Here is a 25,889-nt window from a genome sequence, read left to right on the forward strand (position 1 = left end):
TGACACGTGCCGTCAGCGGCCTTCTTGTCAGGGCAAGCCTTGGCTGCCCGCGCGCAGTGTACGACCCGAATGGCGATATACTTAGACCCAATTCCGGTTTTTTGATGGAGCCAATCATGGCCAGCCCCGCCCAGCCCGCCAGCGCGCCGTCGCTACTGAGCGACCTGCTGCTACTGCAATTCCGCCGTGACGACAGTGAAAGCAACAACCAGCAGCTGTACCGGCTGATCCGCGACGGCATCTTGCAAGAGATCCTGCCACCGGGGCTGCGGCTGCCCAGCTCGCGCCAGCTGGCCGACGAGCTCGGGGTGGCGCGCAACACCGTACTGCACACCTATGAAAGGTTGGCCGCAGAGGGCTACGTCAGCGCCGGCGTTGGCCGTGGCACCTTTGTGCTGGATACCCGCCCCGACCGCCTGCACGGCCAGCCGGCCGCCTCCCTGCCCCCGGCCCGCCCGGCCGATAGCCTGGTATCGCGCCGTGGCCACGACCTGGTAAGCCAGGCCGGCGCCGGCCAGCGGCAGTGGGGCGCCTTCATGCCCGGCGTGCCGGAAATCCGTACCTTCCCGGCCCGTACCTGGATGCGGCTGCAAAACCGCCAGTGGCGCAAGCCGCAGCCCGAGCTGCTCACCTACTCGGTTGGCCCCGGCCTGCCGGCGCTGCGCCAGCAACTGGCCGACTACCTGCGCAGCTCGCGCGGCGTACGCTGCACGCCGGAGCAGATCATCATCACCAACGGCGCCCACGCCGCGCTGCAGCTGATCGCGCTGTTGCTGGGCGACCCAGGCGACAAGGCCTGGGTAGAAGAACCGGGCTACTGGGGCGTGCACAGCGTATGGCGCAGCGCCGGGCTGGACACGGTACCGGTGCCGGTGGACGACGAAGGGTTGCAGGTAGACGCCGGCCACGGCGAGGCGCGGCTGATTTTTGTGTCGCCGTCGCACCAGTACCCGCTGGGCGCGGTGATGAGCCTGGCGCGGCGGCGGCGCCTGCTGGCGCACGCGCGTCGCCACGGCAGCTGGATCGTGGAAGACGACTACGACAGCGAATTCCGCTACGGCCGGCCACCGCTGCCATCGCTGCAGGGGCTGGACCAGCACGGGCGTGTGATTTACCTGGCCACCTTTTCCAAGGTGATGTACCCCGGCCTGCGCCTGGCCTATATGGTGGTGCCGGAAAGCCTGGTGCACAGCTTCCAGACCGGGCTGTCCGAGCTGTACCGGGGCGGCCAGTACCTGACGCAGGCGGTGCTGGCCGACTTCATCGCCGAAGGCCACTTCGTGGCGCACATCCGCCGCATGCGCCAGCTGTACGCGCAACGGCGCCAGGCGCTGCTGCACGCCATCCGCCTGCACTTTGGCGACAGCCTGCCCATCCACGACGGCTCGGCCGGCCTGCACCTGGTGTTGGGCCTGCCACCGGGCAGCGACGACCTGGCCGTCAGCCACGCTGCGCAGCAAGCCGGCGTGCTGACGCGGCCGCTCAGCCAGTATTACCGCGCCGGCCCGGCACAAGCCGGCCTGCTGCTGGGCTACGCCCATGTGGACGAGGCCGACATCCCGCGCCACTTTGCCGTGCTGGCGGCCGTCATCCGTCAGCATTGCCTGCTGCCGGCGCAAGGGTAATTCCGCATTGGCATCCGGCGGTGCAGCGGCTTTAATCAGGACAAGCCCTACTGGGCATTGCGCCGGAGAAACTGCACACCGCCATGAAAGTCGCCCTTTTCATCCCCTGTTTCGTCAACGAACTGTACCCGCACGTGGCCATGGCTACTGCCGAGCTGCTGGAAGGCTATGGCGTAGACGTGCACTACCCGCTGGCACAATCCTGTTGCGGCCAACCGTTGAGCAATAACGGCGACAGCCACGGCGCCTGTACTGCCGCGCAGCGCTTTACCGGCATCTTCAAGGATTACGACTACGTGGTATCGCCGTCCGGCAGCTGTACCGCCTACGTCAAGCACCACTACCCGTGGTACATCGCCGACAACACCGACTACCAGGCGCTGCAGCCGCGCATCTACGAAATCGTGGAATTCCTGCAAGACGTGCTGAAGGTGGAAAAACTGCCGAAGCCGGTGTACTTCCCGCACACGGTATCCATTCACCAAAGCTGCCACGGCCTGCGCGAGCTGGGTCACGCCGCACCGTCGGAGCTGATGATTCCTTACCAGTCGCGACTGGAGCGCATCCTGCAGCTGGTAGACGGCATCGAGGTCAAGCAACCGGAGCGCCGCGACGAGTGCTGCGGCTTTGGCGGCACCTTCAGCGTGGACGAGCCGGAAGTGTCGGTAGCCATGGGCGAAGACCGCGTGGCGCAGCACGAAGCCACCGGCGCGCAGTACATCGTTGGCGCCGACCCGTCGTGCCTGATGCACATGGGCGGCATCATCCGCCATCGCTGCCGCCCGATCCGCCCGCTGCACATCGTGGAAATCCTCACCGGTCGCGGAGGCGCAGCATGAAGCACGACAATATCCACCACGCCGAAGCGGCGGCCGCCTTCCTGCAAGACCGCGAACAGGCACGCTGGCACGACAGCGCCATCTGGTGGGTACGCCAGAAGCGCGACATGCAGGCCAAGCAGCTGCCGGAATGGGAGCAACTGCGCGCACTGGCGCAGCAGATCAAGGCGCACACGCTGTCGCGGCTGGACGAGTACCTGCAACAGTTCCAGGCCAACGCCGAGAAAAACGGCGTCACCGTGCACTGGGCAGCCGACGCTGACGAGCACAACCGCATCGTGCACGGCATTCTGGCCGCCGGGGGCGTGAAGAAACTAGTGAAGTCCAAGTCCATGCTCACCGAAGAGTGCGGGCTGAACCCTTATCTGGAACAGCACGGCATCGAGGTGATCGATACCGACCTGGGCGAGCGCATCGTGCAGCTGCGGCAAGAGCCGCCCAGCCACATCGTGATGCCGGCCATTCACCTGAAGAAAGAACAGATTTCCGAGCTGTTCCACCGCGAGCTGGGCACCGAGGCGGGCAATAACGACCCCACCTACCTCACCCACGCCGCGCGCGCCAACCTGCGCGAACACTTTCTTAGCGCCGACGCCGGCCTGACCGGCGTCAACTTCGCCATTGCCGAAACCGGTGGCGTGGTGGTGTGTACCAACGAAGGCAACGCCGACCTCGGCACCGCGCTGCCGCCGATACACATCGCCAGCATGGGCCTGGAAAAAATCATTCCGCGGCTGGAACACCTGGGCGTGTTCACCCGCCTGCTGGCGCGTTCAGCCATCGGCTCGCCGATTACCACCTACACCTCGCACTTCCACCGCGCCCGCCCCGGTGGCCAGATGCACATCGTGATCGTGGACAACGGCCGCAGCGACATCCTGGGCAACGACGACTTCTACCAGAGCCTGCGCTGCATCCGCTGCGGCGCCTGCATGAACACCTGCCCGGTGTACCGCCGCAGTACCGGCCACAGCTACAGCTACATCATCCCCGGCCCCATCGGTTCCACCCTGGGGCCCAGCCGCGACATCAAAAAGCACGGCAGCATGGCGTTTGCCTGCACTACCTGTGGTTCGTGCAGCAATGTGTGCCCGGTAAAAATCAACCTGCACGAGCAACTGGTGCTGCAGCGCAAGCGCGCCTTCGACGCCGGCACGCTGAAGCCGGCCAAGAAAATGGGCCTGCTGGCGATGCGCTTCCTCACCCAGCACCCGTCGTTGATGGACGCCGGCGGCAAGGTGATGCGCAAGGTGGTGCCCATCGTGCCGGACAGCCTCACCCGCCACAGCGCCTGGTCACGCGCCGGCCGGGCGCTGCCGGAGATGCCGGAACAAAGCTTCAAGGAAATGTGGCAAGCCCGTCAGGAGAAAAAAGCATGAGCAGCCGAGAACAGATCCTGGCGCGGCTGCGCCAGAACCGCCCGCAAGGCCCGGCGCTGCCGGACATCGACGCGGTGCCGTTCATCACCTTTGACGACAAGTTCGACGCCTTCCGCACTCTGGTGCGCAACCTGGGCGGCGACGCCGTGCAGCTGGCCGACGGCGACAGCGTGCTGAGCGTGGTGCAACAACGTTGGCCGCAACACGGCCGCCTGGTGGACCTTACCCGGGCAGACCACGAAGAAAGCGCCAGCCCGCACGCCTGGCACGACGTGGACGTGGCCATCGTGCCCGGCGAACTGGCGGTAGCCGAGAGCGCGGCAGTATGGGTCAGCCACGCCGACAACCAGTGGCGCTCGATCTACTTCCTGACCCAGAAGCTGGTACTGGTGGTACCGCGCGACGCCATCGTGGACACCATGCGCGACGCCTACCGCCGTATTGCCATCCGCGAGCACGGTTTTGGCGGCTTCATCAGCGGCAGCTCGCGCACCGCCGATATCGAACAAAGCCTGGTGATGGGCGCGCACGGTGCCATGGCGGCACTGGTGATTTTTGTCTGAATTGCGGTAAGTTGTTGCTTCCTTGGCGGCCCGTGTGGCCGCTTTTTTTGCGGCCAATGCCGGGCACGGCATATCACGGCAAGCCGCTAGGCCAGCATGGCATCCACCATGGCCTCGGCCAGGCGCCGGGTGGAGAGCGGCCCGCCAAACGGCCATAAACCGCCGGGCAAACGGGTGACCGCCCCGCGCCGCACCGCCGGCAGCTGCGACCACAGCGGTGACTGGCTCAGACTGGCCTTGCCGTCACTCAGCAGCAGCAAGCCTGCCTGTAGCGTCAGCAAGTCTTCTACGGTACGGACCTCGACGCCCTGGCGACTGCTCCGCGCTTGCCACGGGCCGTCCAGCCCCAGTGCGCGCAGCAGGCCGCCCGGCACGCTGTTACCGGTAAACGCCCATAGCTGCGGCACACCGGCAATGCTCTGTACCGGCGCTAGCTGTCGGCCATGCCATCCGCCCAACTGCAGCCGCTGCCGCCCTTGTGCCAGGCTGGCCGCCAGCCCGGCAGCCAATACATTGCCCACCGCCACACGGTCACACGCCTGGGCCATGCGGGCCAGATCATCGTACACCGCTTGCAAACCGTCGCCTTCCGTGCTTGGCAACAGCAATACGGGCGCCAGGCTGGACAGCAAAGGCTGTAGCGCGGCATGGCGAAAGTCGACAGCCACAATCAGGTCCGGTCGCAGTTGGGCGATCCGTTCCAGCGATGGCTGCTGCCGGGTACCAACCGATTGGCTGTGCCGCAACGCCGCCTTGCCGACCCCCACCCAGCGAGCATAGCCCGCCGGGTCGGCCACCCCCACCGGCGTCACGCCCAGCGCCAGCGCCATTTCCACCGCGTGGTACTCCAGCGCCACCACCCGCGGTGCGGTGCCAGCGCGTACCGCCGGCATCGCCAGCGCCGCCGTAGCGGCCAGCAGCTGACGGCGGTTCAACTCAATCTTCATGGCGCCAGTGCTGCCAGAGCGTTTCCAGTTCATCGTGTTCCAGTCTTGTCAGATGGGGACAGGTAGCGCAATACACCTGACCGGGGATCTCGTAGCGCAGGCAGCACAGGCGCCGCAAGCGGGTGGGTGCCGTGTCCCGCTCCGGCAGCAAGGGGGGCACATAATGCACCGGCTGGCGCAACGGGTTGCGCTCGCCGGCAGCCTGCCATGGCCAGCACTCGGCCTGTAGCCAGCGTGCCTGCAAGGCCTCGCCTTGCGGCAGCTGCCGGCAGATGGCTTCCAGCAGATTGCCGGCACTGTTCCACAACACCCGTACCGACACACCACCGTAGCGTGCCATCAGCGGCAAGGTTGGCCGCAGCAATCCTTCCAGCCAGGCGTGCCAGCACTGCTCATCGTCCACCGTGCCGGCGGGGCCGCCAGCGTCGGCATAGCAAAAGGCACTGACAGCCCCCTCGGCATCCAGCCACAGTTGCTGAGCCTGCAACGGCAACTGCCAACCGGCCAGGTAGCGCAAACCGAGCTGCGGTACCAGCCAGGCCGCCAGATAGCCTTTGCTCCATTGCGATAGCAGCGCACGGCGCGGTGCGGGAGGCTGTGACCGCAAGTAGCCGGCCAGCATGGGCGGCACGCTGTCTGCCCGGTACAAGTGGCCAAGCGGCCATGTGCTAGCGGGTGCCGGCTCCCCGGCCAGCTGCACACAGTGCGCAAAGCGTGCCAGCGGCCCGCGCATCTGCAGGCGCGGGTGCGTCATGCCACCCTCCGCTGTCGTTGCGCTGCCAGCAAGCACAAGAAATAAGGCGCCCCCAGCAAAGCGGTGACAATGCCAAACGGCATGTCACGAGGTTGCAGCAAACTGCGCCCCAGCCAGTCGGCCAGCACGCCCAGCACCATGCCCAGCAGCAGCGCCAACCATAGCCGGTTGCGATGGTTGCGACCGCCCAGCAGCAAGGCCAGGTGCGGCGCAACCAGGCCGACAAACCCGACCGGCCCGGCGACCGCCACGGCCGCCGCGCTGCAAACCGCCGCCAACAGCAAAGCAAGGCCGCGGCTGCGCCCGACCGCCAGCCCCAGGCTGGCCGCCACCTCATCGCCCAAGGCCAACAGATCCAGCGCACGGGCCAGGTACAGTGCAGGCGGCAGGCAGCACACCATGGCCCAGGCGAGCAGGCTGACTTCGTCCCAGCCACGGCCATAGGTACTGCCAGCCAGCCAGGTGACGGCCTGGGCTACCTGCAGTTTGGCTTGCGCCACCAGCAGGCTACCCAGCGCACCGCCCAGCGTGGCCAGTGCCATGCCGGCCAGGGCCAGTTGTAACGGGGCCCAGGCATGGCGCCGGCTGATGGCCAGCAACACCAGCAGCACGATGCCACTTCCCAGCAAGGCCAGCAGCAGACGCCCCCACGGCGAAACAGACCCCAGCATGGCCAGCCCGGCCAGTACCATCAGCGCCGCTCCCTGTGACAGGCCCATCAGCTCCGGGCCGGCCAGCGGGTTGCGCACTACCCCCTGCAACAACACGCCACTGCAGGCCAGCAATGCACCGCAACCAGCGGCCAGCAATACGCGAGGCAATCTCAACGTCAGCCACCAGTCGGCCAGAGCATCCGGCTGTTGCCAGGCTTGCACATACTGGGTAAACGATACGCCCGGCGCCACGCACAACAGCAGCAGGCAGAGCGGCAGCAGCCAGCTTGCCGTACGACGGGCGTGGCAATAGGGTTGCCAGGCTGTCGCGGCAGGCGGCGGCAAAGACAGGTGCCCCTGTCGCCCGATCAGCCACAGCAGCAGCGGTGTTCCGGCCAGTGCCGTGGCCACCCCTAGTGGCAGCAGGCTGCGACTGGTATCGGCCAGCCAGTCGGCTATCGGGTCGGCCAGCGCCAGCAGGATGGCCCCCGCCAGGGCAGATGCCGGCAACAGGCGGCGCGGGTGCTGCAAGCCGGCCAGACGCAGCAGATTGGGCGCCATCAGCCCCACCAGCGCCACCGGGCCTGCCAGCGTGACCGCAACCGCCGACAGCAAAGTGGCCACCAGTAACAGGCGGCGCCGGCTGCGGCCAACGTCCAGACCCAGGCTAGCCGCACTATCGTCCCCCAGCGCCAACAAGGGCAAGGCAGCGCGGTAGCGCCAGGCCAGCACGCAGGCCAGCAGGAACCAGGGCAGCACCGTCTGCACGCCTTGCCAACCGTTCTGGAACAGGGAGCCGGCACTCCATAGCGTCACCCCGGCCACGTGCTGATCGAACAGCACCATCAGCAAACTGACCACCGCCGACAGCAATAGCGACACCACGGTACCGGCCAGTACCAGCGTCAACGGGTGCGCCTGCCAACCGCCGGCGACGACAAAGCACAGTGCTACCGCCAGCAGGCCACCACCGAACACTGCCGGCACGGCAGCCAGCGCCATGCCGGCTGGCAGCAATACCGCCACAATCAGACCCAGCTGCGCACCGGCAGTCACCCCCAGCACGCTTGGCGAAGCCAGCGGGTTCCGCGACAGGCTCTGCAGCAAATGCCCGGCCATGCCCAACGCTGCGCCGGCCAGTACCGTGGCAGCCAGCCTTGGCAGACGCAGTTGCCACCAGGCCAGCCATAAGGTGTCGGCAGACACCCTGCCCTGCTGCCAGGCCAGTAACGTCACGCGGCCGGACGGCAAAGGGCCGGCCAGTTGCCAGCCCAGCAGCAACAGCAACAAACCGATCAGAAAAGCAGGACGGGTCCATGGCAGCTTCAACACGGGCAGGCCTCCTGCAATGGCTGCAAGCGCGGCAGGCAAACCGCTTGCCCGTCAACCATGCCCTGCCACATCGGCACGCCAAAGACCTGCTGCAACAAGGCAGGCGTGGCCACCTCCGCCGGGGCACCGGCAGCCACCACCTTGCCCTCTGCCATCAGCACCATGTGGTCAGAAAAGTGGCTGGCCTGGTTCAGGTCATGCAGCACCCACACGACGGTCAGACCGTGGCGGCGGTTCAGTGCCCGCACCAGGTGCAGCACCTCCAGCTGGTGACGGACATCCAGATAAGTGGTGGGCTCATCCAGCAGCAACACGTCACCGCCTTGCGCCAGCGCCATGGCAATCCAGGCGCGCTGCCGTTCGCCACCGGACAAGTCTGCCACGGTGCGGTTGGCGTACGCCGCCAGCCCCGCCAGCTGCAAGGCACGGTCGATCGCCTCGTCGTCCTGCTGGCTGGCCCGTGCGGCCAACCCGGTGTGGGCAAAACGGCCACAGGCCACCAGTTCGGCCACCGTCATGCCGCCGGGTACCGCGGGAGACTGTGACAACATGGCCAGCCGCAGCGCGCGCTGCCGTGGCGTCAGCGACGCCAGCGGGGTGTCCCCCAGCCAGACGCTACCGGCATCCGGCGTCAGCAAACCGCCTAAAGCACGAAGCAAGGTGCTCTTGCCGCACCCATTGGGGCCGCACAAGGCCGTCACGCGGCCGGCCGGTATCGCCAGCGACAGGGACGGCAAAATGAGGCGCCCGCCCAGGCGCAATTGCAACTGGCGGGCAGAAAGTGCTGCGCCTGTCGGCGCAGCAGCGTGCAAATCGTTCATGGTGTCGTTCACGGCCATGCCGGCTGGGGTGAGCACGCCAGCCGGCAACAAGTAAAAGGTGACTCAACCGGCCAGGTCGGCCAGTGCCTGCGGCTGCCGGCTTTCCCACTCGATGGGTAAGGCAGCGTCTTCGGTAACGTAGCGGGCTTCGCCCAGTATGGCGTTGGCAATGGTGGCGCCGCGCCATGCAGCCAGACTCAGTTGCGGGTCGGCAATGCCGTGGCTGTAGCGCCCGCCGTTCTGGACAAACAAGCGCGCCGGGGCCGGGCCTTGCCACTGCGCCGAAAAATCGCGCGCCAGCACAAAGCGGCCTTCGCCATCCAGCTGCAGCTGCTCGCGTAACGGGGTCAGGCACTCGGGCAGCACCGTCTGGTAGCCGGTAGCCAGGATCACGCTGTCTGCATGCAGCAGCTCGCTGCCACCATCGAAACCGTTGCGTGCCATCAACTGCCAGCCGCTACCGTGCGCCTGCATGGCGTACACCTCGCGCTGCGGCAGGATACGCAGCGGGCTGGCTGCCTGCTGCAGGAAGCTGCGGTTGTACAGCAACTGGTACAGCTGGCGCAGGGTATCTGGCGAGATGCCGTCACTGGCCAGCTTCTGGCGCGCCACAATCGCCGGCTTGCGGCTGTGAGGCAGGCGGTGGAATGCCTCGACGTAATGCGGCGTAAAAAACTCGTTGGCGAACGGCGACTCGTCCAGCGCCTCCAGCGTCTGTCGCCGCGACAGCCAGGTCAGCGACGCCAGCTCGCCACGCTGGCCGGATAACAGGTCGATCACGACCTCGGCGCCACTCTGGCCACCACCGATCACCACTACGTGCAGGCCTGCCAGCGGCAACGGTTCACTCAGATAGTGCTGTGTGTGCTGGCAACGCGCCCCCAGGCAGGGTGCTGCCCAGGCTGGCACCCGCGGCGTGGTGCCGGTTGCCACCACCAGATCACGAGCCCGTGCGCTGCCATCATCCAGCCGCAGGCGGAAACCGTTGCTGGCCAGGGTCACTTCGCGCACCGTGCTGCCGAACTGCACATTCGGTAACTGCTGCGCCACCCAGCGCAAGTAATCGGCAAACTCGCGGCGCTCGACATGACTGAACTCGGCATTGATGAAGCGGTAAAAGCGGCGCTGGGACACCAGGTAGGCCAAAAAGGAGTAAGGGCTGGTAGGGTCGGCAGCCGTCACCAGGTCTTTCAGGAACGAGGTCTGCAAGCGGGCACCTGGCAGCATCATGCCGGGATGCCAGTCAAAACCGGCGCGACGGTCGAAGAAACGGCTGCGAATGCGTGCCACCGGTGCCAGTAACGCGGCCACGCTAAGATTGAACGGGCCGGCACCAACGCCGGCGACATCGAGTAAGGAATCCATGACGTCTTTCACTTGCCTCAAGGTTGGCACAGGGGGTTGGCAATGGCCGGCCCCAGTGCATGGATAGGCCGGCTTGCGCTATCGGCATAGCCGGCAGCAAAACGAGCACGGTTCAGCGACAGGCGTGGCATCTCGGCCTGGAACAGATCCAGTGCCGCAAACTGTTGCGTCAGCGCAGGGTGGGCCTGCTGGTAAGCGTGTAGGCGCTGGCGCAGCAAACGGTAGAAAGCCCGCTCGTCAACCAGGCCTGCCTGGTGCAGGCTGCTGGCCAGAAAGCGGAAAACGCTGGCAAACAGGCCGGTCCACAGGTTGTGCAGCAGGTAGTGGGGCGGCATAGCCGGCAGCGCCTGCCACAGGCTGTCAGCCATGCCTGGTGGGGCGCCCCAGCCCTGCTCGGCGCGGAAGACATCGCCCTGGTAGTCTTTCAGCACCACCCCCACCGGTACGTCGCCGGCAAAGCGCAGCATCAGGTTCTGGCCATGGGCGATGAAGCCCAGGCCGTAGCGGGCCAGCAGGTGATACAGCGGGATTACGGCAGCATCGCACAGACGGGTCAGCCAGGCTTCGCCAGAGAGGCCGCTGCGCTGGATCATCACGGCAGACAATAGTTGGCCGCGGTCATCGTGCTGCTGCAGGACGGCCGCCATCAGTACCCGCTCGCCAGGCGCACACTGGCTGGCAGGGCTGTCTCGCCAGACGGCGCCCAGCATTTCATCCAGCTGATACGGCACACCGGACAGGCCGTGGTATACCGGATGCGGCACGAACAGGGCCGCCGGCTCGGCAAGCGCCCGGCAACCGCAGGCGGCCAACAAGGGGTCGGTAGCCAGCAGTTGCTGCAAGCTGTCGGAGAGGGCCGGCGTCATGGCCAGATACGTTGCCGGCAGGCCGCGATAGGCTGAGGTGTTGAGAATGGACAGCGGTAGCTTGAGGTTGGCCGCCTTGGGCTGTGTCGTGTGGTAAAGGGTGCGCAGCGACGGCTGGGCACGATACAGCGCCTGCCCGTCGCCCAGGTCGACCAGCTGGCCGTTGGCAAACAAGGCGGCGTACTGGCTGGCAATACGGTGCTGCCACTGCCAGGGGTGCACCGGTAGCAGGCTGTAGTGTCCGGGCAGGCTGTCGAGACTGGCCTGCAGACGAGCGGCATCGGCGGCGTCGCAGGTGTGGGCCAGCAGGCGGGCGGCATCCCAGCCGGCGGCGTAGACCGGGCGCGCCAGCGTCGTGCTGACAGCCAGCCAACGCAGGCGGAAGCCTGCTGGCTGTTCCGGCGCATAACGCTGGCTATCGCGGGCACTCCAGCCCAGCCGGCCCTTGCTGGGAATGGCCTTGGGGTGGCCATCCAGCAAGGCTTGTACCGCATCATCCGGCTGGGCCAGCCAGTCGGCTGCGCACAATCCGCCCCGGGCAGCCAGCAGCCGGGCATCGGCATCCAGTGTTTGCTGGGTTTCATGCAGGTAGTTGGCCAGGGTTACCGCGTCCAGCTGCAGTGGTACCAGCACGCTACGCAGCAATGTCAGCGCATCGCCAGCGGGCTGGCCGTCGGCGTCGCGCACGCTACCGGGCTGCACGATGCTCTGTCCCCACAGATTGGTATGCCCCAGCCAATGCCAGCCGCCGGCCTCTGGCGGCAGCTGGTAGCGCAGCAGCCCGTCGCCGACAGGCTGCGACTGCGGTGACACCAGCCCTTCGTAGCTGAACTCGGACAGGATTTTTTCCAGCAGACGGCGGTTGGCCAGCTGCCACCAGTGCGCCTGGTGCGATGGCTGCACGCTCATGGCTGCCCCCATGGGCCATACTGGCCAAAGAACGCTTCCCGCTCCAGCACCATCATGGCGGCACGCTTGTGCGGGAAGTCGAATTCTTTCAGCTTGGCAAAGCCTTGCTGCTGCAGATAGGCGATGAAATGGGTGTTATCCACACGGGGTTCACCCACCACGCGCTGCGTGCGCGGCTCATCCAGAAACAGGTAATGGCAGGTAGCACGCAGCCAGGCGGATACCTTGGCCGGGCCACGGTGGCGGCTGTTCCCCACCAACACATGACAACCGCGGTCGTAGTCTTGAGCATCGTAGAACGGGGCGATACGGTCCTCGCGTGCCCAGTAGCTTTCCAGGTAGGCAAACGGTTCGTCGTCGAACTGACCGATCAGCGGCACTACTTTCGGGTTATCGATCTGAGCGGCCAGATAAGCGGCATGGCTGTCGCGGTCGCCTGCCAGCTCCCAGAAGCGATGCACGCGGTCCTGGTTCATCCAGCCATGGAAGTGGTCCAGGTCTTGTGCCAGCGTGGCAACGCGCAAGCTGAACACTGAATCCAGTTGCGGCAGGTAGCGGCGATATACCACCCCCTCGGGCTGCGGCGGCCGCCTGGGATGGCGCTTTTCACCGCTCATCACGTACTCCAAAGGCATGCCCGCCGAGGAAGGCTGGGTTAGCCACAAACGGCTGTGCTGCCAGAAGGCGGCACGACTGCACAGCAGGCTGCCGTCTGCCAGCCATTGCGAGGCTACCCCGCTACGGACAGCCTGGCGGGCAAAGTCGGCGTCAACCGCCAATTGCAGGCTGACCGTTTGCAGCGCCCCCTGGCGGCAAAACAGTTGCGCGAGCGCAGGCAGCAGGCAATCCGGCGACAGGCCGGGCAATGCCGGTATGGTGCCAAGCAGACGCAGGTGATGCGTATCAACCGTTTGCAGTTGCAGTCGGCAAAGCGGCTCGTCGTTCAGCAAGCAGACCAGCTGGCCATCATCCAGTACGGCATCGGCGAGTTGGCCACGGGCAATCATCAAGGCAAAGGCATTCATGCGGGGTGGGCTCCGGTCACTTCCGGGAGGGAAAGCGGGTTGCTCAGCGGCACGTAGGAACGGAAAGACGCGCCGGCATCGGTGGTTTCGTTGACATCGCACAGGCAGATCATGAAGTTGCCTTTGGCCATCAGCTGCGGGCTGTGCAGCAGGTAATCGATGAAATGCGGGTAAGCCAGCGGCTCGCGCCGCAGTAACACCAGGTGGTGACGCAGCTGGCGTAACAAGGCCAGCTCGTCCGCGCAGCCGTCCGCCGCCAGCGCGGTAATCAAGCCGAACACGGTATTCACGATCAGGTAATAACCGAACAGGCGGTTCGTCATGTTTTCGTCGAAGGCCAGTTCGCTTGCCGCTTTGATGCCCGGCACCTCACCGGCCAGCGCGGCGATGGTTTCCGGACGGAAAGTGGTGCCCTGGCAGTCACGGAACCAGATCCCGGCGGGCCAGCCGCCCTCTATGGCCAGTACCGTGTTCTGTGCATGGGCACTGAACAGGAAACCGTAGCGGGCCTGGGCGATCAGGAACGGGGTGAGTGCGCAGTGCAGGAAACGGTCAAACCACTGGGTAGTCACCTCGGACAGCGCTTGCCCCCTCTGCCCCGCCAGCGTTTGCACCAGGCGGCTCACCATGGACGACATGCCCTGCATGCCGTCCTGGCACAGGGTGGCCATCACGTAATGGGTACTGCCGCTACGGAAGGGGTTATCGCGCAGGATGACAAAGCTTTCGGCCAGCGGTTGGCCATCGGGCCATGCCAATGCCAAGGCAGCCGTCTCGTGCAGGATGCGCAGCGTGGGGCACTGCTGCTGCAAGCGCTGCCCCAGGCTGCTGGCGAAGGCCGCATGAATCAGCCTGCCACGCCCAACCTCTGCCGGCTGCAGGACGCGGCGTGAGTTGGTGAGGCGTACCGACAAGGAAAATTTCAGCATGGCCGGCGCCTGCGGAGCGTATAGCGTGCGTAATGACGAGGTAGGAAACCAGTCGCCACCCGCCTCGCCCAGATCGTGCAGGCTACCGCGAGCCAGCCAGTGCCGGTACGCCGCATGCTGGCGCAAAACGTTAGCCTGCCAGGGATGAACCGGCAGCAACGTCCAGCCGTCGCACGCAGCAAAACGCTGACAATACGCCGCCATCGCCGGGTCAGCCTGCAGTACAGCCTGCAGCTGCGCCTTGGCGTCGCTGCCGTCCACCGCGCTGCACCACAGCGCCTCTTCGCGCACTGCAAACCAGGCTAACGGCGTACGGCCCGCCAGCTCCGGGCTGTAGCGCACTACGTCATCCGCGGTGAACTCGTCACGGCTTTTCGGGGTGGGATGAACGGCATGGCCGTAAATCAGGCCTTGCTCCGCTGCCAGATAGTCGGCCTGCGGCCAGGCCAGACCCGTCATGGCGTCAACGCGCGCAGACTCGGCCCGGTCGATGTTGGCCGCACTATCCAGCACCCGGCGCAAGAACAGACGTCGCGTGCGGTGATGACTACCGGGCGCCAGCGTTGGCTCGGCAGCCAGCAAGGCCACCATGCGAGTGAAATCCAGCGGCTGCAAACCTGCGCTGGTTTGCCATAGCACACGGCCATCAAAACGGTGCCGCCCCGCGAGACTGGCCTGGCGAACAGGCAAATGCAACGTGCCGCCAGGCTGGGTAAGTGGCAGAACCAGTTGCATCTCGCCCGCTGCCGTGTGCTGCAGCCTGGCATGCGGCCATTCCCGCCATAAGGCATTCGCAAACGCGTTCAGCGAGGCGACATCATTCACGCAATGGCATTGATCCATCGTTATCTCCAGCAATAAGCCAGCATTGGTTGCTATTTGCCGCCATGATCATGCCGACAAAAAATCAAATGAGAATGGTTTGTATTTGTAATTGCAATTCAGATATGATGTCAACAACTATCGATACATTGAGCCAACACAAGGAAATAAAGCGTGAACAAATGCGTGCCTGCCACCACGCTGGCCATTCTGGCCAGTGCTGCGCTGACCATGGGGCTGGGTCAGACCACGCTGTTTGCTTTTTTGCCTTTGATCCTGAACCGCAGCGGCCTGGACATGGCGACAGTGGGGAGTACGCTGGCGCTCGGATCGGGCTTGTTCTTGCTGGGTGTGCCGCTCTGGGGCTGGCTGACCGCTTGGCTTGGACGCCGACGGGTGCTGGCTATCGCATTGCTGGGTTTTAGCGTCAGTCATGGTCTGCTGTGGTGGCAGCTGCAACAGGGGCCTGACTGGGCATGGCAGCAAGAAACGCTGCTGCTGGGGCGCGTGTTGTACGGCATGACGGTCAGTGCCTTGCTTCCGGCATGCCAGGCTTGGTTGGCCGCACTGAGCGACGCCGATAACCGGCTGCCGGTACTGTCGCGCCTGTCTGCAGGCCTTAACACAGGCCGGCTGCTAGGCCCGGCACTGGGTGCAGCCACATTGTCGCTCTCGGTCAACGGCCCGTTTTTCCTGCTGGCAGTGTGCCCCTTGCTCCCGCTGTTGCTGCTTCCTTTGTGCCGGCCCGCCCCCGTGACGACAAGCAATAGCCCTCTGCGCGCACGAGGCTGGCAGCGCTTGCGCCGCTGGCTGGCATTCGCCCTGTTGCTGCAGGCCATTATGGGCTTGGTGCAATTCACTATCGGCCCCTGGCTGGAGCGGCAGCTGGCACTGGATGCGTTAACGGTATCGCAGCAGCTGGGGTGGCTGCTAAGCAGCAGTGCGCTGCTGATTTTGCTGCTGCAAGTGCTGGTGATACCGCGCTGCTCGCCGGGCCGGGGCTTGTTGCTGGGCGGCACCGGCTGCCTGGCTGCGGCCTGCCTGCTACTGGCGCTATGCAGCGCACTGTGGCAGGCCTGGTTAGCCCTTTTACTACTGGGTACAGGCACCGCCGTGCTTGTCCCTGCCTATAGTGCGCAGGCCTCGCTATCTGCCGGTGCCGACCAGCAGTCGGCTATCGCCAGCGCGTTGTCCATGTTGCACACCTGCGGCTATGCCATGGCCGCCGCCGGTGCCGGTGTGCTGTACGACTGGCAAGCGGCATCACCGTTCTGGTTGGCGCTGCTGCTGGCCTCCGTGCTCGCTGCGCAGGCCTGGAACGTGGCCCCTCCTTCCTTCAACCCTGAAAAAAGCAGAACACATCATGCATAAGCCACTCATACTCGCCCCACTGGCGCTGGCCGTCCCGCTGGCACTAAGCAGCGTCTCCTCCTCCGCCGCAGAGCCAGTCAGCCTGGACACCACCACCGTGACGGCATCCAGCGTACCGGCCAGAATCAGCGACCTGCCGCGTACTGTCTGGGTGATTGAGAACGAAGCACTACAAGAGCAGGTACGAGCGGGCGTACCGCTGAAAGAAGTACTGGGCCAGCTGATTCCCGGCATGGATATCGGGCCGCAAGGGCGAACCAATTACGGGCAGAACCTGCGCGGACGTAGCGTGCAGGTGATGATAGACGGGGTATCGCTCAACGGCTCTCGCTCGCTGTCCCGCCAGTTCGACGCCATCGATCCATTCAACATCGAGCGGATCGAGGTATTGTCCGGCGCCAGCGCCGTCTACGGAGGCGGGGCGACCGGCGGCATCGTCAACATCATCACCAAACGCGGTAGCCAAACATTGCAACTGAGCAGCGAAGTCGGCTTGCGCAGTGGCTTCCACGATGGCGACCTGGACTGGCGAGTGGCGCAGTCGGTTGCAGGCGGCAACGAGCAGGTCAGCGCCAGACTGGGGGTGGTCTACCAGCGCAACGGGGCGGCCTACGATGCTGGCGGTACGCAAGTAAAACCGGATATCACCCAGACTGATCTGCAGTACAACCAAGCATTAGACGTGCTGGGCAATGTGGATATTGCCTTGCCGCGTGGCCAAAGCCTGAAACTGGCAGCACAGTTTTATGATTCCGGCTACGAAGGCGACAAGGCGCTGTACCTGGGCCGCAATCTGAGCGCGGCACTGGCAGGCAGTACCAACACTTCGCAGCTGGCCGTACGCGACGGTTTCAAGGCAGACCTGACGCCGCGCACACGCCGTACCCAAGGCAGTTTTGACTATCAGCTACCCGATGCACCAGGCGGCCAGACTTTCTACCTGCAAGGCAGCACCCGCAGCGAAGCGCTGGACTTTAACCCGTTTCCGGGTAGCAACCGTGTAGGCAGCACCACCGTGCCCTACTACAGTGCCTCGCGACAACAGACCGATGCCCACGGACTGAAAGCCGTGCTGCTAAAAGCATTCGATGACATCAAACTGCACTACGGTGTCGAGGTGGGCAAGGAAGACTTTGACGCGCGCCAGATACTGTTCGACGCACGCACCGGTTACAGCAGCGGCGGCCTGACACTGAACAAGACGGGGGAGACGGGCCGCTATCCCGCCTACAGTACCCAGACCCAGGCCCTGTTTGCCAATGTGGACTGGACGCTGAATGAACGCTGGGCCAGCAGCGCCGGGGTGCGTCACCAGCGCACCAAGATCAAAGTCGGTGACTTTGTGGCTGCGACCCAGCAGACCTTGATGGCCAGCGGTTACGGTACCAGCGCCGACAGCATCCGCGGTGGGCAAAACGACTACGCCGTCACCTTGCTCAATGCCGGACTGGTGTTCAAACCGGCATCGGGCCAACGCCTCTACCTTAACTACGCCGAAGGTTTCGAGCTGCCAGATCCGGCCAAGTACTACGGGCAAGGCAACTACACTTTGGTGGGTGGCAATAGCGGCCGCTGGCAACTGAATAAGGGTGTCAGTGTGGAGGCCTCGCCACTGCAAGGCATCAAGACCCGACAACTGGAGCTGGGCTGGCACAAACAAGGCAGCGGCTGGCAAACCCAATTGGCAGCGTTCTACGCGCTATCCAACCGCGATATCGTCTTCGATCGTACTAGCATGGCGATACAACTTCTCGACCAACGCACCCGCAACTATGGCGTGGAAGGCGATGCCAGTGTGAACCTGGGCGAGCAGTGGCGCCTTGGCGGCAACTTCCTGGCCATCAAGACAGAAAAGAAAGAAAACGGCCGTTATGTGAAGCAGGACATCACCAGTGCCAGCCCTTCCAAGCTGACGCTGTATACCGGCTGGCAACACGATCGCCTCAACCTCCGGCTGCAAGGCGTACACAGTTTCGGCCTAAGCGACAGCAAAGCCCAACAGTTGCACAGTTACACTGTCGCCGACTTGCTGGGCAGTTACCAGTTGCCACGCGGCACCCTGAGTTTTGGTGTGCAGAACCTGTTCAACCGCCAGTACACCACCATCTGGGGCCAACGTGCGAAAGCCTTCTATGGCAGCCTGATCGCCAGCCAGGTAGTCGACTTCCAGGGCCGTGGCCGCACCTTGGGTGCTAGCTATTCGCTCCAATACTAAGCGCATCGCAGGCATGAAAAAACCGCCGGACCCCGAAGGGCAACGGCGGTTTTTTGCTGGCAGCCAATGCTGCAGCAACATAATGGATTACTTGTAGCGCGGCGGCAGCAGCAGGGCTGGAATCTCGCGCTGGCGTTGCGGCAGGATACGGCCGCCAATGCCCAGCTTCACTACCTTGCGGCCTTCGCCTTCACCATCGTCGCCATCGCGGCGACGGTCGAGGTTGCTGGTATAGGTGGTGGCATTGCGTTCGCTATTGCTGTTGCGGTCGTGGCGATCGCGGCTATGGCGCTCGGGCCGTTCGCGGCGCTCTTCGCGCTCACCACGTTCGCTGCGCTCCGGGCGTTCTGTGCGTTCCGGGCGCGCGCTACGTTCCTGGCGCTCGGCGCGCTCCGGCCGTTCGCTGCGCTCGCGGCGCGGTGCGCTATCGGTCTCGTCACGCGGCGGGCGCGCACCGAAGCCTTCCGGCGGCGGCAGCGGCGTCAGCGTTTGCTTGGTGAGTTTTTCGATGGCTTCGTGCTGGCGGGTTTCGTCCGGCGCCATCAGCGAGATGGCCACACCGGACGCGCCAGCACGACCGGTACGGCCGATACGGTGCACGTAGTCTTCCGGCGAATTCGGCATTTCGTAGTTGACGACGAACGGCAGCTCGGAAATATCCAGGCCACGGGCGGCCACGTCGGTGGCAACCAGTACCTTGACCTCGCCGCTCTTGAAGCGCTCCAGCGTTTCCAGGCGGGCGCTCTGCGCCTTGTCGCCGTGGATGGCCTCGGCAGCGTGGCCGTCACGTTTCAGGTCGCGCGACAGCTGGTCGGCGGAAATCTTGGTCTTGCAGAACACGATCACCTGGCTCATCTCGCGCTGGCGGATGAGGTGGGACAGCAGCGCGCGCTTGCGGTAGGCGTCTACGGCAAACACCAGTTGCTCTACCTGGGCGTTGGTGGAGTTCTGGCGCGCCACTTCCACCGTTTGCGGGTCGCGCATGAAGTCGGCGGCCAACTTCTTGATTTCCGGTGCAAAGGTGGCGGAGAACAGCAGCGTCTGGCGCTCTTTGGGCAGCAGCGACATGATCTTGCGGATGTCCTGGATGAAGCCCATGTCCAGCATGCGGTCGGCTTCGTCCAGCACCAGCACGTCCACCTTGTTCAGCTGGATGGTCTTCTGCTGGATATGATCCAGCAGGCGGCCCGGCGTGGCGATGACGATCTCGACGCCACGACGCAGGTCGGCCACCTGCGGGTCCATGTTCATGCCGCCATAAATGGTGATGCTACGCAGCGGCAGGTACTTGGTGTAGGCGCGGGCGTTGACGCCGATCTGGTCGGCCAACTCGCGGGTAGGCGACAGGATCAGCGCGCGTACCGGGTGCATGGCCGGCGACACGCTGGGGTTGGCAAACTTTTTCAGACGCTCCAGGATCGGCAACAGGAAGGCGGCGGTTTTACCGGTACCGGTCTGGGCCGCAGCCAGCAGATCGCGTCCGGACAACACCAACGGAATGGCCTTGGCCTGGATGGGGGTAGCTTCCGAGTACCCCATTTCGTCGATGGCACGCAGGATTTCAGGTGCCAGGCCTAGCTCGGCAAACGACATGTCAGGAACTCCATCGGTCTCGCCGTCTCGTGCGGCAACACCGTTATGCAAACGTTAAAAAAAGCGAAGCGCCGCCAATGCCTGGCGGCGCCTGCAGGCCCGGCGCTAGCCGAACAGGCTGACCACACTGGTCAGCAGGATCACGAATAGCCACAGCAGCACGGTACGCCATACCAGGCCTACCGCACTCTTCAGATAAGCCGGGTCGGCGTCATCGCCAACCCCCAGCTCCGGGCGGAAATTAAGGGTGTAATTCTGGCGCAGCGGGTCGCCCAGCTTGACGCCCAAGGCACCCGCAGCGGATGCCAGCAGGATGCCGGTAGCGTAGTTGCCCCAGGTACGCGCCTGGGAACGCCAGCAGTACACGGCATCCTCGAAGTCGCCCATCACGGCAAAGCTGGCCGCAGTCAACCGCACCGGCAACCAGTCCAGCCATTCGCCGGCACGCCCTGCAAAGCGACCAAACAGATCGTCGGCACTGCGGTTGCCCCATTTCTGCGCCAGCAACTGGGTAAAGCGGTAAAGCACGGCGCCACTGGGGCCGGGCAGCACCACGAACCAGAACATGGTGCCAAACACGTGGCGGTAGCTGTCTACCACACCTTGCTCGATGGCCAGGCGGGATACCTCGCCGACCGACAATTCGGCGGTGGGCTGGCCGGTCCAGCTGGCTAGCGCCTGCTTGGCCTCCAGCTCTTGCCCGTCATTCAGCGCCAGCGACACTTCGGAAAAATAGCTGGAAAAATGACGGAAGCCCATGGTGAGGTACAGTACCAGCACGTTCCACACCAGCCCCAGCAAGGGGTTGATGGCGTACAACAGGTAATACCCTCCGGCTGCCACCAGCAGCGCTGGTACCATCGCACACAGCCAGGCCAGTACGCCATGCCGGTTGTAACCGGCATTGAGCGTGCGTTCCAGATGGTTGGCGTAACGGATGAACAGCAACAGCACCCGGTTACGGTTACCCAGCGGACGGAACTGCTCCAGCGCCAGCGCGGCGATAAGTGAAATCAGGGTCATGGATCAGCAGAGGAAAAGGTTATTGCCCGCGGAGGAAGATACCACAAAAGCAGCAGGCGGCGGAGGAAGGCCGGCATGCGCCGGCCTTGAGCCACGATCAGGCCGAGCCCAGACGGCGGGAGCCGCCTACCGATGCGGAGAGGGTGCCATGGCGACCGTAGCCATCTACACCCTGCATCGAACTACGCAGCTTGTCGATAACGGCACCAGCAAACTGCATGCGCTCGTCCGCCAAGTCGGCATTGATTTCGTTCAGGGCTTTCAGGCGCAGCATGGCCAGCTCCAGCGCTTGCCATTGCTGTTGCACCTCGGGCAAGGCTTGCTGTAGCCAGGGCAGCCAGCTTTCCGGCGCTGCAATGCCGGCGGCCTGTTGCAGCGCCAGCCGTGCCGACCGAACGTCAGAAAGTTGCTGCAGTTGCTGCAGTTTGGCGTCTGCCAGCGTGTCGATGCGCAAGGCATCCATACGCAAAATGGCCTGCTGTTCCTGCTGCAACGTTTGCTGCAGCGTGTCCAGCAAGGCCATTTCCGACTGGCACAAGGCCAGAAATGCGTCTACATCCATTACGTCAGTCCATTACCGCTCAGGCCAGCAGCTCCCTGGCGGAAGCGATCAGGCTATCGGCAATTGCCTCGGGATTGATGTTGAATTGACCCGAAGCGATGGCAGCTTTGATCGACGCCACTTTGTCGGCATCGAAAGCCGGCTCGGCGGCGGCAGCCTGCTCCATACCCTGCAAGCGACTGGCGAACGGGTTGATCGCAACGCTTTCGCCGTCGGCACGCAAAGAGGCCTTGGCACTAGCGTCGCTTTCTTTGGCGTTGGTGCGGCTAGGTACTGAATAACCTGCAGTGACCTTGCCTGTGTTGTCGATTTTCATGATTCACCTGCACTACTTTCAATCGGTTATTCCTATTATCGCCCGAAAAATCCGAAACTTGACGCTTTTTTTAGGGCACGTTCACAGAAACCGTACCGTCGTCCTCAACCACGGCCGAAACCACCTTGCCGCTGCCTACCCGCACGTTGACACGCTCACCCACGCCAGCATTGCCTAGCGCGATGGCATCACTGCCGACAGCGAAACCTTCACCCCTTGCCAGCAGGCGTACAGGCTGATTCATTTTGACAACATAAGGCGCACGCAATTGCGCCCCTTGCAGCAAGGCACCGGCCGGCACCGTGGCGTCGATCATCTTGCCCAGCACTTGCTGCAGGTCGCGCAAGCCCTGCGCTTGCTGGTTACGGGCAATCGGCGCCAGCCGCACATCGGCGGCCGTCAACACTTCTCCGCGACGCAGCAGACGCGTCGCCACCACCGCTACCGGCAACTCACTGGCCTGTACCGGTAAACGCAAGCTCCAGCCCAGATCCTGACAACTGACCTCTACCGCATTGCGTGGTGCGCTGCTACCTGCGGGCCAGGCGGCTACCAGCGCCTGCGGGCAGGCCGGCATCTGCGTCTTCTGCCGTACCGGCAACAACCGGTAGTCGTAACCATCCGCTCCCCGCTCTGCCTGCAGAAACAACTGTGCAGCCCGCTCGGGCAGGCGCAATGGCTCTGCAGCCTGGGCCGGCAAGCCAAGCCCCGTCAGGAGGAGAAAAAAATATCGATTCATGATTGAAATTGTAACGCCAGAACAACAAACCGGCTGGCTGCGGCAACAATTCGTACAATTGTTTGAAACAAACCCAACAAACGAGCTTATGCTCTAAAAACAACAAGCGGCCAACCGCACACAACACGAGGAGACTTAACCATGCGCCACATCTTGCGCCTGGCCGTTACGGCCGCCCTGCTCGCCCCGACGGCCCACGCCGCCGGCAGCTTCAGCAATATCTACTTCTTCGGCGACAGCCTCACCGACACTGGTGCTTTTGGTGGGCAATTAGTCCCGAATGGTTCCGGCGGTTTTATCGCCCTGCCTGCCGACGCACGCTGGACCACCAATAACGCAGCCAACCACGCCAACGTACTGGCCGGCAAACTGGGCCTGACCGTCACAGCCAGCAATGCCGCCAGCTCGCTGGGCACGGCGGGCAACAACTTTGCGCAGGGTGGCGCACAATCGGTCACGTATGCGACCGGCGCCACCCTGCCCAATAGTAGCAGCACCCAGGGTGCCGGCCCGGGCGGGCTGGATATACGCGACCTGCCACAGCAAGTGCAAGACTACCTCAGCAGTCGCGGCGGTAAAGCAGATCCCAATGCACTGTACTTTGTCTGGAGCGGCGGCAACGACATTCCCACTGCCGCAGGAGCAGGTAGCAGCAACGCATCCAACGTCGCCTCCGCCGCAGCTGGTAGCCTGGCCACCCAGATTGCCACGCTGAAGAACGCCGGCGCCACGCTGATCATTGCACCCAACCTGCCGGCATTCGGCAACACACCGGCTGCGCTGTATGCCGTTATCGACAACGCCACCACTAATGAAACCACCCGCAATACGCTGAAAGGCATCGTTGCTGGCGTGTTGCGCAGTGAAGCCACGCCCACCAGTGCGTCGCAGGATGCGCTGGTGAACAAGGCTCTGGCCGCGCTTGCAACAGCGCTCAGCGGCGGCGCCACCAGTGGTACGCTATTCGATACCACGCTCACTCAAGTCACCAACGGTTACAACACCAGCAAAACCGGGCTGAACAACCTGTCCACGCTGTATAACACCACGGCAGACGGCGCCATTGCCGCTACCGGTGCCAACGTAGTGCGCGCCAACGTCAACCTGCTGTTTGCCGAAGTACTGGCCAACCCGGCCGCCTACGGTATCGATAACGTTACCGGCCCGGCGTGCGGCACCACGTCGTCGCTGGTCTGCACCAGCGCCAACGTCAGCGGTACGCTGAGTTACCTGTTTGCCGACGACCGCCATCCTACCCCGACCACCCACGCCTTGCTGGGCAACTATTTTGCCAGCCTGCTGCAAGCACCCTATTTTGCCGAGGCGCTACGCCAGGTGCCGGCCGCTGCACAAGCACGCGTCGGCAGTACGCTTGATGCGCGTGCCCGCGCGCTGGATCATGAAGCTCGCGCAGAAGGCAGCGTCGGTGCATACAGCAGCCTTGGCGGTGGCAAGCAAGACGTTGGCCGCAATGGTGAAAGCAGCAAGGGCGATCTGCTGACCGTGGGCATCGACTACCAGGCGACCCCAAGCCTAAGCCTTGGGCTGGCCTTCACCCAGGGCAAGCTTGATACCGGTGTCGGCAGCGCCGGCAGCTACGACAGTCGCCATCAGCTGATGACGTTCAGCGGCAACTACCGGCTAGGCAGCTTCTGGCTGGATGGCGATGCTACGCTGGGTACCGCCAGGATCGATACCAGCCGCAATGTGGACCTGGGCAGCGTCAAGCGGGTGGAAAGCGGCAACGCCCGTGCGGTTCACCACGCGGCGCGCCTGAACGCCGGCTACCGTCTGCAACTAGGGCAGTTGCGTACCGGCCCGATGCTGGGCGTCAACATCCAGAATGGCGAGATCAGTTCCTTCACCGAAAGTAACAAGCAAAGTACCAGCATGCATTTCGGCACCCAGAAGCTCGATTCCACCGTGGTGCACGCCGGCTGGGAAGCGCAGGCGACACTGGGTACGGTCAGCCCTTACCTCAGTATCAGCATGAAACAGGAGCAGAAAGACGATGCCCGCGTACTGCGCAGCGGGGTATACGGCACGGTTGGCGAATTCAGCGTAACCGGCAGCAAACCCGACAGCCACTGGACCGAATGGCAGGCGGGCGCCACTGCCACACTGGGCAAGGGGCTGAATGCGTTTGTCCAGGTTACCGGCACCAGTGGCCGCCAAGGCGGTAATGGCACGCGCTACAACCTGGGTCTGGCGAGCACGTTTTAAGCACAGGCTCCCTCTGACAGCCCGCTTCCTCGGCGGGCTTTTTTTATGCTGCGGCCAACTGTGAAGGCCACGCCTAGCCACGCGGATGGTGGGCAGCGTGCAGGGCTTTCAGGCGCTCGCGCGCCACGTGGGTGTAAATCTGCGTGGTAGACAGGCTGGCGTGCCCCAGCAGCAGCTGCACCACGCGCAAGTCAGCACCATGGTTGACCAAGTGGGTGGCAAAGGCGTGGCGCAGCGTGTGCGGGCTAAGCGGCGGAATGCCGGTCTGTTTGCCATAGCGGGTAATCAGGTGCCAGGCCATTTGTCGTGTCATCGCCTGCTTGCGGTTGCTGACAAACAGGTCCTCGCTGCGCGCTGCGCCCATGATCAGTGGCCGGCTTTCCGCCAGATAGCGGCGCAGCCAGTGTTCGGCCACTTCGCCCAGTGGCACCAGCCGCTCCTTGTTGCCCTTGCCGATGATGCGCACATAGCCTTCGCCCAGATACAACTGGCCCAGGGTCAGGCCAACCAGCTCGCTGACACGCAGGCCGGTGGCGTACAGGGTTTCGATCATGGCCCGATCGCGCAAGCCCAGCGGCGTGTCGGTATCCGGCGCCGCCAGCAACGCATCCACGTGATTTTCGGATAGCGCCCCCGGCAGGCGCAGGCCCAGACGCGGCGCCTGCAAGCGCGCTGAAGGATCGTCGTCGCGCAGCTTCTGCTGGCACAGGTAGTGGTAATAGCGCCGCGCGGCAGACAGCCGGCGGGCACGGGTGGCCGGCTTGTCGGTGTCGATCAGGCCCAGCATCACCTGCTCCAGCGCAGGCGTGTCGGCGCTATCCAGCGTATGGCCGTACGGCGCCAGCGCCGCTTCCAGCCGCAGCAGGTCACGGCGATACGCGGCCAGAGTGTTGGCCGACAGGTTGTCGGCCAGCCACAGGGTATCGAGAAAAGCGTCCAGATAAAGCGATTTTGCTGCTTGTTGCATGGAATGCGGCCAACCTTGAAACCATAAAAAAAGCGCCAGCCGCAGCTGACG

21 protein-coding genes are annotated in these 25,889 nt (G+C 64.2%); 7 read left to right on the forward strand and 14 right to left on the reverse strand.

Annotated elements, in window-relative coordinates:
- Positions 1–116: 116 nt before the first annotated feature.
- The 4 genes from pdxR (at position 117) to FLQ03_RS06860 (ending at position 4,406) form a co-directional block, all read left to right on the forward strand.
- Positions 117–1,625: a MocR-like pyridoxine biosynthesis transcription factor PdxR gene (pdxR, locus tag FLQ03_RS06845; protein ID WP_144373210.1), complete on the forward strand. Its 1,509-nt coding sequence runs from the start codon at positions 117–119 to the stop codon at positions 1,623–1,625.
- Positions 1,626–1,708: 83 nt separating this feature from the next.
- On the forward strand, positions 1,709–2,464 hold the full coding sequence (locus FLQ03_RS06850; protein ID WP_144373211.1) for a (Fe-S)-binding protein: 756 nt from the start codon (positions 1,709–1,711) through the stop codon (positions 2,462–2,464).
- Positions 2,461–3,843 (forward strand): lactate utilization protein B, encoded by a 1,383-nt coding sequence (locus tag FLQ03_RS06855; protein WP_144373212.1) that lies wholly within the window; start codon positions 2,461–2,463, stop codon positions 3,841–3,843. The genes FLQ03_RS06850 and FLQ03_RS06855 overlap by 4 nt, the downstream gene beginning before the upstream one ends.
- A complete protein-coding gene (locus FLQ03_RS06860) occupies positions 3,840–4,406 on the forward strand; it encodes a LutC/YkgG family protein (RefSeq protein ID WP_144373213.1) in 567 nt (188 codons plus the stop codon). Before FLQ03_RS06855 ends, FLQ03_RS06860 begins: the two co-directional genes overlap by 4 nt.
- Before the next feature lie 86 nt (positions 4,407–4,492).
- On the opposite strand, the gene FLQ03_RS06865 is transcribed toward FLQ03_RS06860, so the two are convergent.
- The 8 genes from FLQ03_RS06865 to FLQ03_RS06900 all read right to left on the reverse strand — a co-directional run bounded on the left by FLQ03_RS06865 (position 4,493) and on the right by FLQ03_RS06900 (position 14,742).
- The gene (locus tag FLQ03_RS06865) at positions 4,493–5,353 is read right to left on the reverse strand and encodes an ABC transporter substrate-binding protein (RefSeq protein ID WP_170252331.1); all 861 of its coding nucleotides are present in this window, start codon (positions 5,351–5,353) and stop codon (positions 4,493–4,495) included.
- Positions 5,343–6,107: a siderophore-iron reductase FhuF gene (gene fhuF / locus FLQ03_RS06870; protein WP_144373215.1), complete on the reverse strand. Its 765-nt coding sequence runs from the start codon at positions 6,105–6,107 to the stop codon at positions 5,343–5,345. The genes FLQ03_RS06865 and fhuF overlap by 11 nt, the downstream gene beginning before the upstream one ends.
- Positions 6,104–8,092, reverse strand: coding sequence for an iron ABC transporter permease (locus FLQ03_RS06875; protein WP_170252332.1), 1,989 nt, complete (start codon positions 8,090–8,092; stop codon positions 6,104–6,106). The genes fhuF and FLQ03_RS06875 overlap by 4 nt, the downstream gene beginning before the upstream one ends.
- Positions 8,086–8,913 (reverse strand): ABC transporter ATP-binding protein, encoded by an 828-nt coding sequence (locus FLQ03_RS06880; protein ID WP_170252333.1) that lies wholly within the window; start codon positions 8,911–8,913, stop codon positions 8,086–8,088. Before FLQ03_RS06880 ends, FLQ03_RS06875 begins: the two co-directional genes overlap by 7 nt.
- A gap of 63 nt (positions 8,914–8,976) precedes the next feature.
- The gene (locus FLQ03_RS06885; RefSeq protein ID WP_144373218.1) at positions 8,977–10,278 is read right to left on the reverse strand and encodes a lysine N(6)-hydroxylase/L-ornithine N(5)-oxygenase family protein; all 1,302 of its coding nucleotides are present in this window, start codon (positions 10,276–10,278) and stop codon (positions 8,977–8,979) included.
- A gap of 17 nt (positions 10,279–10,295) precedes the next feature.
- Positions 10,296–12,053: an IucA/IucC family protein gene (locus FLQ03_RS06890; protein ID WP_170252334.1), complete on the reverse strand. Its 1,758-nt coding sequence runs from the start codon at positions 12,051–12,053 to the stop codon at positions 10,296–10,298.
- Positions 12,050–13,078: a GNAT family N-acetyltransferase gene (locus FLQ03_RS06895; RefSeq protein WP_144373220.1), complete on the reverse strand. Its 1,029-nt coding sequence runs from the start codon at positions 13,076–13,078 to the stop codon at positions 12,050–12,052. The genes FLQ03_RS06890 and FLQ03_RS06895 overlap by 4 nt, the downstream gene beginning before the upstream one ends.
- The gene (locus FLQ03_RS06900; protein ID WP_170252335.1) at positions 13,075–14,742 is read right to left on the reverse strand and encodes an IucA/IucC family protein; all 1,668 of its coding nucleotides are present in this window, start codon (positions 14,740–14,742) and stop codon (positions 13,075–13,077) included. The genes FLQ03_RS06895 and FLQ03_RS06900 overlap by 4 nt, the downstream gene beginning before the upstream one ends.
- A gap of 261 nt (positions 14,743–15,003) precedes the next feature.
- Between FLQ03_RS06900 and FLQ03_RS06905 the strand changes: the two genes are divergently transcribed.
- Both FLQ03_RS06905 and FLQ03_RS06910 read left to right on the forward strand, forming a co-directional pair.
- Positions 15,004–16,200, forward strand: coding sequence for an MFS transporter (locus FLQ03_RS06905; RefSeq protein WP_144373222.1), 1,197 nt, complete (start codon positions 15,004–15,006; stop codon positions 16,198–16,200).
- The gene (locus FLQ03_RS06910) at positions 16,193–18,415 is read left to right on the forward strand and encodes a TonB-dependent receptor (protein WP_144373223.1); all 2,223 of its coding nucleotides are present in this window, start codon (positions 16,193–16,195) and stop codon (positions 18,413–18,415) included. Before FLQ03_RS06905 ends, FLQ03_RS06910 begins: the two co-directional genes overlap by 8 nt.
- Positions 18,416–18,502: 87 nt before the next feature.
- Here the strand turns inward: FLQ03_RS06910 and FLQ03_RS06915 are convergent, their stop codons facing one another.
- The 5 genes from FLQ03_RS06915 to flgA all read right to left on the reverse strand — a co-directional run bounded on the left by FLQ03_RS06915 (position 18,503) and on the right by flgA (position 22,486).
- The gene (locus tag FLQ03_RS06915; protein ID WP_144373224.1) at positions 18,503–20,008 is read right to left on the reverse strand and encodes a DEAD/DEAH box helicase; all 1,506 of its coding nucleotides are present in this window, start codon (positions 20,006–20,008) and stop codon (positions 18,503–18,505) included.
- 105 nt (positions 20,009–20,113) lie between these two features.
- A complete protein-coding gene (locus FLQ03_RS06920) occupies positions 20,114–21,031 on the reverse strand; it encodes a CobD/CbiB family protein (protein WP_144373225.1) in 918 nt (305 codons plus the stop codon).
- Between the two features lie 97 nt (positions 21,032–21,128).
- Positions 21,129–21,593: a flagellar protein FlgN gene (gene flgN, locus FLQ03_RS06925; protein WP_144373226.1), complete on the reverse strand. Its 465-nt coding sequence runs from the start codon at positions 21,591–21,593 to the stop codon at positions 21,129–21,131.
- Between the two features lie 19 nt (positions 21,594–21,612).
- Positions 21,613–21,909: a flagellar biosynthesis anti-sigma factor FlgM gene (gene flgM, locus FLQ03_RS06930; protein WP_144373227.1), complete on the reverse strand. Its 297-nt coding sequence runs from the start codon at positions 21,907–21,909 to the stop codon at positions 21,613–21,615.
- Positions 21,910–21,979: 70 nt separating this feature from the next.
- The gene (gene flgA / locus FLQ03_RS06935; RefSeq protein ID WP_170252336.1) at positions 21,980–22,486 is read right to left on the reverse strand and encodes a flagellar basal body P-ring formation chaperone FlgA; all 507 of its coding nucleotides are present in this window, start codon (positions 22,484–22,486) and stop codon (positions 21,980–21,982) included.
- A gap of 303 nt (positions 22,487–22,789) precedes the next feature.
- Here flgA and FLQ03_RS06940 point away from each other — a divergent pair, with 303 nt between their 5' ends.
- Entirely contained in the window at positions 22,790–24,871 is a 2,082-nt protein-coding gene (locus FLQ03_RS06940) for an autotransporter domain-containing protein (protein WP_144373229.1), read from the forward strand.
- A gap of 73 nt (positions 24,872–24,944) precedes the next feature.
- Here FLQ03_RS06940 and xerD read toward each other — a convergent pair whose 3' ends face one another.
- Positions 24,945–25,838, reverse strand: coding sequence for a site-specific tyrosine recombinase XerD (gene xerD, locus FLQ03_RS06945; protein ID WP_144373230.1), 894 nt, complete (start codon positions 25,836–25,838; stop codon positions 24,945–24,947).
- Positions 25,839–25,889 lie beyond the last annotated feature (51 nt).

The sequence above is a fragment of the Vogesella urethralis genome (assembly GCF_007644045.2).
GTDB classification, from domain to species: Bacteria; Pseudomonadota; Gammaproteobacteria; order Burkholderiales; family Chromobacteriaceae; genus Vogesella; species Vogesella urethralis.

Excerpts from the sequence above, each read along its gene's own strand:
- pdxR (WP_144373210.1), top strand. The coding sequence starts at position 117 with ATGGCCAGCCCCGCCCAGCCCGCCAGCGCGCCGTCGCTACTGAGCGAC.
- flgA (WP_170252336.1), bottom strand. The coding sequence starts at position 22,486 with ATGCCGGCCTGCCCGCAGGCGCTGGTAGCCGCCTGGCCCGCAGGTAGC.
- FLQ03_RS06890 (WP_170252334.1), bottom strand. The coding sequence starts at position 12,053 with ATGAGCGTGCAGCCATCGCACCAGGCGCACTGGTGGCAGCTGGCCAAC.
- FLQ03_RS06880 (WP_170252333.1), bottom strand. The coding sequence starts at position 8,913 with ATGAACGATTTGCACGCTGCTGCGCCGACAGGCGCAGCACTTTCTGCC.
- FLQ03_RS06895 (WP_144373220.1), bottom strand. The coding sequence starts at position 13,078 with ATGAATGCCTTTGCCTTGATGATTGCCCGTGGCCAACTCGCCGATGCC.
- FLQ03_RS06865 (WP_170252331.1), bottom strand. The coding sequence starts at position 5,353 with ATGAAGATTGAGTTGAACCGCCGTCAGCTGCTGGCCGCTACGGCGGCG.
- FLQ03_RS06855 (WP_144373212.1), top strand. The coding sequence starts at position 2,461 with ATGAAGCACGACAATATCCACCACGCCGAAGCGGCGGCCGCCTTCCTG.
- FLQ03_RS06885 (WP_144373218.1), bottom strand. The coding sequence starts at position 10,278 with ATGGATTCCTTACTCGATGTCGCCGGCGTTGGTGCCGGCCCGTTCAAT.
- FLQ03_RS06920 (WP_144373225.1), bottom strand. The coding sequence starts at position 21,031 with ATGACCCTGATTTCACTTATCGCCGCGCTGGCGCTGGAGCAGTTCCGT.
- FLQ03_RS06850 (WP_144373211.1), top strand. The coding sequence starts at position 1,709 with ATGAAAGTCGCCCTTTTCATCCCCTGTTTCGTCAACGAACTGTACCCG.
- FLQ03_RS06910 (WP_144373223.1), top strand. The coding sequence starts at position 16,193 with ATGCATAAGCCACTCATACTCGCCCCACTGGCGCTGGCCGTCCCGCTG.
- FLQ03_RS06900 (WP_170252335.1), bottom strand. The coding sequence starts at position 14,742 with ATGCAACTGGTTCTGCCACTTACCCAGCCTGGCGGCACGTTGCATTTG.
- flgN (WP_144373226.1), bottom strand. The coding sequence starts at position 21,593 with ATGGATGTAGACGCATTTCTGGCCTTGTGCCAGTCGGAAATGGCCTTG.
- FLQ03_RS06940 (WP_144373229.1), top strand. The coding sequence starts at position 22,790 with ATGCGCCACATCTTGCGCCTGGCCGTTACGGCCGCCCTGCTCGCCCCG.
- fhuF (WP_144373215.1), bottom strand. The coding sequence starts at position 6,107 with ATGACGCACCCGCGCCTGCAGATGCGCGGGCCGCTGGCACGCTTTGCG.
- xerD (WP_144373230.1), bottom strand. The coding sequence starts at position 25,838 with ATGCAACAAGCAGCAAAATCGCTTTATCTGGACGCTTTTCTCGATACC.
- FLQ03_RS06915 (WP_144373224.1), bottom strand. The coding sequence starts at position 20,008 with ATGTCGTTTGCCGAGCTAGGCCTGGCACCTGAAATCCTGCGTGCCATC.
- flgM (WP_144373227.1), bottom strand. The coding sequence starts at position 21,909 with ATGAAAATCGACAACACAGGCAAGGTCACTGCAGGTTATTCAGTACCT.
- FLQ03_RS06860 (WP_144373213.1), top strand. The coding sequence starts at position 3,840 with ATGAGCAGCCGAGAACAGATCCTGGCGCGGCTGCGCCAGAACCGCCCG.